The organism is Bradyrhizobium sp. UFLA01-814 (assembly GCF_046718885.1).
GTDB lineage: Bacteria > Pseudomonadota > Alphaproteobacteria > Rhizobiales > Xanthobacteraceae > Bradyrhizobium > Bradyrhizobium elkanii.
The window spans coordinates 1-5,562 of record NZ_JAQOSR010000295.1 but is presented as its reverse complement, the minus strand read 5'-3'; the positions used below and the strand labels follow the sequence as shown (position 1 = coordinate 5,562).

The following is a 5,562-nucleotide window of genomic DNA, read 5'->3' as shown; positions in this document are numbered from 1 at the left end:
TCACGGTCCTCAATGCCATGATGCGAGACCGAAAGCCGTACCTACAGACCAAACCGACATAACAGTTGCCGGCCCCCGTGCGCAACTGCGCACTAGGCCGCGACGACACCAATGAATGGATTTCCGATGTCAGCCCCTCGCCTCGCTACCTATTCCGTCAACGGCGCCACCAGCTATGGCGCCGTCACCGACACCGGCATCGTCGACCTCTCGTCGCGCTTCAAGGACTATCCGACGCTGCGCGAAGCAATCGCCGCCGGCGCGCTGAGCAGGCTCGTGGAGGATGCCGCCAGGCGCGCGCCCGACCATGCGCTCGACGCAGTCGCGTGGCAGCCGCCGATCCCGGCGCCGGAAAAGATCATCTGCATCGGCGTCAACTACCCGGACCGCAATGCCGAATACAAGGACGGCTCGGACGCGCCAAAGTATCCAAGCATGTTTCTGCGGGTGCCGCGTTCCTTCGTCGGCCACAACACGCCGGTGGTGCGGCCGCGCATCTCGCCGCAGCTCGACTATGAGGGGGAGCTGGTGCTGGTGATCGGCAAGGCCGGCCGGCACATTGCGGAGAGCGCCGCGCTCGATCACATCGCCGCGATCACGCTCTGCAACGAAGGCACCATCCGCGACTGGGTGCGCCACGCCAAGTTCAACGTCACCCAGGGCAAGAACTTCGATTCCACCGGCAGCCTCGGCCCGTGGATCGTGCCCTACACCGGTGAAGCGCAGATCGCCGATATTCGTCTGACCACGCGGGTCAACGGCGAGACCCGCCAGGACGACCGCACCTCGCGCTTGATCTTCGGCTTCCGCTACCTCATCAACTACATCTCGACCTTCACGACACTGGTTCCCGGCGACATCATCGTCACAGGCACCCCGACCGGCGCAGGTGCGCGGTTCGATCCGCCGCGCTATCTGAAGCCCGGCGATGTCGTCGAGGTCGAGGCCGAAGGCGTCGGCATTCTGCGCAACAGCGTCGTCGACGAAGCTACCTAACCTCGTAAGCAAAGTGGACAGTGCCATGACCTCAACATCCGGCGGCGAAGCGATCGTCAACGGCCTCGTCGCCCACGGCGTCGACACCGTGTTCGGCCTGCCCGGCGCGCAGATCTATGGCCTGTTCGATGCGTTCCACCAGGCCCAGCTCAAGGTGATCGGCGCCCGGCATGAGCAGGCCTGCGGCTACATGGCGTTCGGCTATGCGCGCTCCAGCGGCAAACCCGGCGTGTTCAGCGTGGTGCCCGGCCCGGGCGTGCTCAACGCCTCGGCGGCGCTGCTCACCGCATTCGGCTGCAACGAGCCGGTGCTGTGCCTGACCGGTCAGGTGCCGACGCAGTTCCTGGGCAAGGGCCGCGGCCATCTGCATGAGATGCCGGACCAGCTCGCGACGTTGCGCACCTTCGTGAAATGGGCCGACCGGATCGAATACCCTGATAACGCGCCCGCGCTGGTGTCGCGCGCGTTCCAGGAGATGCTGTCGGGCCGGCGCGGCCCGGCTTCGCTGGAGATGCCGTGGGATGTCTTCACCCAGCGCACTCAGGTCGCTCCCGTCAACCCGTTCGATCGGTTGCCGGCGCCGCAGCCCGATCCGGACCGCATCAAGGCCGCCGCTGACCTGATCGCCGGCAGCAAGGCGCCGATGATCTTCGTCGGCAGCGGCGCCATCGAGGCGCGCGAGGAGATTCTCGAATTGGCCGAGATGATCGACGCGCCGGTCGTCGCATTCCGCAGCGGCCGCGGCATCGTCTCCAACGCGCATGAACTCGGGCTCACCATGGCTTCGGCCTACAAGCTCTGGCCGAAGACCGATCTGATGATCGGCATCGGCACACGCCTCGAGCTGCCGACGATGTCGCGCTGGCCCTACCAGCCGGCCGGCCTGAAATGCGTCCGCATCGACATCGATCCGGTCGAGCTGCGGCGCTGGCCGGCCGATGCCGGCGTGATCGCGGACGCCAGGGCCGGCACCGCCGATCTCGTCGCCGCCGTGCGCAAGGTGGGCTACCGCAAGACCTCCGGCCGCCGCGCCGCGATCCGCGAGGCAACGGCCGCGACCGAGCAGGAGATCCAGCGCATCCAACCCCAGATGGCCTATCTGAAGATCCTGCGCGAGGTGCTGCCGGCCAACGCCATCGTCACCGACGAGCTGTCGCAGGTCGGTTTCGCCTCCTGGTACGGCTTTCCGATCTACGAGCCGCGAACCTTCGTCACCTCGGGCTATCAGGGCACGCTCGGCTCGGGCTTCCCGACCGCGCTCGGCGCCAAGGTTGCCAACCCGAACAAGCCAGTGGTCGCGATATCAGGCGACGGCGGCTTCATGTTCGGCGTGCAGGAACTCGCCACCGCCGTGCAGTTCAAGATCGGCGTGGTGACGCTCGTCTTCAACAACAACGCCTATGGCAATGTCCGCCGCGACCAGCGCGAGCGCTTCGACGGCCGCGTCGTCGCCTCCGACCTGGTGAATCCGGATTTCGTGAAGCTTGCAGAGTCCTTCGGCGTCGGCGCCGCGCGCGTCACCTCGCCCGATCACTTCCGCCCCGTGCTGGAGAAGGCGCTGGCCGACGGCGGGCCTTACGTGATCTCGGTCGAAGTCCCGACGGATTCGGAAGTCAGCCCCTGGGCGTTCATCCACCCGGCGCGGAACAACTAGGCGGCTTTCGCGCCGCGTTGCAGCCGTGACGCGGCAATCACGAGCAGGCCGGCGCCGGCGACCGACCAGCAGGCGACCGGCGCCCAGTGCACCAGCGGCGCATAGTCCGGCATCTTCTGCAGGCCGCCGGCGACGGCCGCCATCCGCGCAAAGGTCGCGAGCGCCAGCGCCGAGAAGACGAGGCCGGTGACCTTGCCTTCCGCGCCGGTCTCCCCGATCGCAAGCGCCGCGGACACCGCGCTCATCAGCATGCAGCCCCAGGCGGCCCCTGCCATGAATTGCGCCACGATCAGGCCATTGAGGCTTCCGGCGATCTCCGCGGCGACGATCGCGAATGCGCCAAGCAGCCCCGCCATGCCCATCACGATCAGGCCGCCGCGATGCTTGACGACAATGCTCGCCGGGAACATCGCGATGTTGAAGCCGATCCAGAACACCGGCATCAGCCATTGCAGATCGCCCGGCCTGGCAAAGCGCAAATAGAACGGCGCGCTGTTGATGTTGAAGTGCAGCTGATAGCCGAGCGAGAGCAGCACCATCGATCCGATCAAAAACATCGGCACCGCGCCGAGCCGCTTGGCCGGGGGCGCTAGCCTCGCCGGCTGCGCCTCCGCCGCGATGCGGCGCTCGATCCCCGAGAAGGCCAGCGCGGTCAGCAGCAGCACGGCGCCTGACAGCACGAATGGCAGCCGCGCATGCTGGTTGCGCAGCACGACGCCAAGATAGGGCGAGACCGCGCCCGCGATGCCATAACCCAGCATCGCCAGTGCCGCGAGGAACGGGACCGAGGGTTGCGCACGATACTTGCCGAGCAGCGTCAGCGGCGGCGCACGCAAGGCCGACGACGTCGCGGCCCAGATCACGATCAACACGATCAGCCAGACCTTCGCACCCGGCCCGGTGCCGGCCACGTAAGGCAGCGCGATGAAGGCGGCGCAGGAGATCGCGGCGAGGATGCCGACGAACAAGCCAAGGCGGCCGACCAGGCTCGAAATCCTGTCGGCGGCCATGCCCATCGCCGTATCGGTGATGGTGAAGATGCCCTGATCCATCATCAGGATCAGGATCACGGTCGCCGGCGCGATGCCGACATCGGCGCACAGCTTCGGCAGATAGATCAGATAGGTGGTCCAGCCCAGCGTGAACACGAGCTGCAGCACGGCGAGATAGACGCCGGTGCGGTTGACGGCGCGGTCGGCCTTGGTGGTCATGAGCCAAGTCTAGACCACCGGCCCGATTTGCGGGAGGGGAGTCAGCGCACCTTGCGGAAGGTCAAATTGATCCGCTGGCGGCCGAGCGCGCTGTGCTCGCCGTCGGCGAGCGGTGCCACGCCGTGATAGAACAACCGTGACGGGCCGCCCCACACCGCAACGTCGCCATGTTCGAGTCGATAGCGGCGCGGCGTATCGCTGCGCTTCAGGCCGCCGAACAGGAAGATCGCCGGCAGCCCGAGCGAGATCGACACGATCGGTGCGCGGTAGTCGAGCTCGTCCTTGTCCTGATGCAGCGACAGTTTTGCGCCGGGGACGTAGCGATTGATCAGGCAGGCCTGCGGCGCGAAGCCATTGAAGCCGGCTTCATCAGCGGCGCCGGCGGCAAGCCTGCGCAACACCTCCGGCATTTCAGGCCAGGGCTGTCCCGAGTCGGGATCGATCGGATCATAGCGATAGCCGCTGGGATCGGAGACCCAGCCGAGGCTGCCGCAATTGGTCATCGCCACCGACATGCGGTGGCCGCCCGGCGTGATCAGATGCCGGAACGGCGCCTGCTTGACGATGACACGCAATGCCGGGATCAGCTCGGCCTCGAACGGCCGGACAAAGCCGCGCAGCAGCACCGCGCCATCCGCGATCGTCTCGCGCGACGGCCGTGCATCGCCAATTGTCTCGAACAGGTCAGCGGCCACGCCTCTCTCGCACTCACTTCGCGTCGTGGAAGATCACACCAACTGTGTGGCGGTGGCCGGAGCGAATCCGGCTGACGCCGTGGCGCAGATTGACACGATACGGTCCGCGCGTCCCCTGTACCGGGCGATGATGCACGGCAAAGGCCACCGCATCGCCCTTGGTCAGCGGCACCACCTCGGGCCGCGACTGCATCCGCGGCCGCTGCTCGGTCAGCACGAACTCGCCGCCGCTGAAATCGCGCCCCGGCTCCGACAGCAGGATCGCGACCTGGATCGGAAACACGTGCTCGCCATAGAGGTCCTGGTGCAGGCAGTTGTAGTCGCCTTCGCCATATTGCAGCAGCAGCGGCGTCGGCCGCGTCTGTCCGGCATCATGGCAGCGCTTCAGGAACGCCGCATGCGACAGAGGATATCGGATATCGATCCCCATCGTCTCGTTCCAGCGATTGGCTGTCGCGGTCAGTCGCGCATAGAGCGCGGGCCGCAGCTCCGCGATCAGGTCCGGCAGCGGATAGGAGAAGTATTTGTACTCGCCGCGGCCGAAGCCGTGGCGGCCCATCACGATGCGGCTGCGGAACTGGCCGTCGTCGGGATACAGCGCCGCGATGGCATCGCATTCCTCAGGCGTCAGCAAGCCGTTGAGGACGGCGCAGCCCTGCCCGTCGAGATCGGTCGTGATCCGGTCCCAGTCGAGCGCGTCGACGCGGGCCGGGATGCCGGTGGGTGGACGGGCGATGGTTTTGGCTGTTGCTGTCATGGGACGGAATCTGGCCCCTGATTGCGGCCCGCGCCACCCGATTTCCGATCGAATTATGCCGAGAACGCCGCCACAATTGCGGTGTCGTCCCGACGAAAGCCGGGACCCATAACCACAGCTGCTGGTTGTTCGAAAGGCGTCTGGCCGCATGCCCTTTCCGAAGGCCGCGGCGTATGGGTCCCTGCTTTCGTGTTTGGTCCCGTTTGATTGGCAAGGGCCTGGATTGGCGTCTTGTAGCCGAGGCATTTG

General features: G+C 66.5%; 6 protein-coding genes. 2 read left to right on the top strand and 4 right to left on the bottom strand.

All coding sequences use genetic code 11. From position 1 onward, the window contains the following. The first annotated feature begins 126 nt into the window (after positions 1-126). Both PMN64_RS41690 and PMN64_RS41685 read left to right on the top strand, forming a co-directional pair. Positions 127-996, top strand: coding sequence for a fumarylacetoacetate hydrolase family protein (locus PMN64_RS41690; RefSeq protein WP_411784970.1), 870 nt, complete (start codon positions 127-129; stop codon positions 994-996). A 25-nt stretch (positions 997-1,021) separates the two neighbouring features. Then, positions 1,022-2,650: a thiamine pyrophosphate-dependent enzyme gene (locus PMN64_RS41685; protein ID WP_411784969.1), complete on the top strand. Its 1,629-nt coding sequence runs from the start codon at positions 1,022-1,024 to the stop codon at positions 2,648-2,650. Here the strand turns inward: PMN64_RS41685 and PMN64_RS41680 are convergent. The 4 genes from PMN64_RS41680 to PMN64_RS41665 all read right to left on the bottom strand — a co-directional run. Then, the gene (locus PMN64_RS41680) at positions 2,647-3,861 is read right to left on the bottom strand and encodes an MFS transporter (RefSeq protein ID WP_411784968.1); all 1,215 of its coding nucleotides are present in this window, start codon (positions 3,859-3,861) and stop codon (positions 2,647-2,649) included. The genes PMN64_RS41685 and PMN64_RS41680 overlap by 4 nt on opposite strands. A 41-nt stretch (positions 3,862-3,902) precedes the next feature. Next, complete coding sequence (gene alkB, locus PMN64_RS41675) at positions 3,903-4,556, bottom strand: DNA oxidative demethylase AlkB (RefSeq protein ID WP_411784967.1); 654 nt, start codon at positions 4,554-4,556, stop codon at positions 3,903-3,905. 13 nt (positions 4,557-4,569) lie between these two features. Continuing rightward, entirely contained in the window at positions 4,570-5,313 is a 744-nt protein-coding gene (locus tag PMN64_RS41670) for a 2OG-Fe(II) oxygenase (protein WP_411784966.1), read from the bottom strand. 53 nt (positions 5,314-5,366) lie between these two features. After that, positions 5,367-5,562, bottom strand: a 196-nt coding sequence (locus PMN64_RS41665) for a hypothetical protein (RefSeq protein ID WP_411784965.1), incomplete at its 5' end; no start/stop codon positions are given.